Consider the following 780-nt stretch of genomic DNA (forward strand, 5'->3'; position numbering starts at 1 on the left):
CAGGTATGCGGGGCGGGTCGCGGGAGTGGGTTCAGCCCCAGCCCAGTTCGTGCAGCCGCTCGTCCTCGATGCCGAAGTGGTGGGCGACTTCGTGGACGACGGTGACGGCGACCTCGTGGACGACGTCCTCGGTGGTCGCGCAGTGGCGCAGGGTCGGGCCCATGTAGATCGAGATGCGGTCGGGGAGGACGCCGGCGTACCACTCGCCGCGTTCGGTGAGCGGCGTCCCCTCGTAGAGGCCGAGCAGCTCGGGGTCGGACGGGTCGGGTTCGTCCTCGACGAACACGGCCACGTTGTCCATGACCCGCGTCAGCTCCGGCGGGATCCGGTCCAGGGCCTCACTCACGAGCTCTTCGAACGCCTCGCGTGTCATTTCCAGCACAGGTCCATTGTCCGGGACGAACGCGGGTTCGGGGCTGCGGTCACGCGTGCAGGTCAGGAATCAGGGCGGCGGTGCGTTCCATCTGCTCGCGCTGGGCGGGCAGGTCCAGGGCGGCCGGGCGGACGACCAGGTGCCGGGCGCCGGCTGTGACGTACCGGTTCAGACGTTCGGTGACCTGCTCGGCGGTGCCTGCGACGACGGCCTGGATCTTCTTCAGTTCCGGGAGGTGCATGCCGTAGGTGGCGCGGGCGTAGTCGTCCGTCGCCCGGTGCGCGTGGTCCGGGTCCTCGTCGATTCGTACGGTGACGAAGAGCGCCGGGGTGATGGCCTCGGGGGCGCGGTCCGCCGCGGCTGCCGCCTCCTGGATGTCGTGCAGGCCGGTCGCGTAGTCGGCGGGG

Annotated in this window: 1 protein-coding gene and 1 pseudogene; both read right to left on the bottom strand. The window is 70.6% G+C overall.

Annotated elements, in window-relative coordinates; all coding sequences use genetic code 11:
* Positions 1–31: 31 nt before the first annotated feature.
* Positions 32–382: a metallopeptidase family protein gene (locus AC31A1_RS52125; RefSeq protein WP_489660030.1), complete on the bottom strand. Its 351-nt coding sequence runs from the start codon at positions 380–382 to the stop codon at positions 32–34.
* Positions 383–422: 40 nt separating this feature from the next.
* Positions 423–780 (bottom strand): annotated as a pseudogene (locus AC31A1_RS52130) (LLM class flavin-dependent oxidoreductase); the annotation flags it as partial.

This window comes from Streptomyces sp. P5F9 (assembly GCF_057961495.1).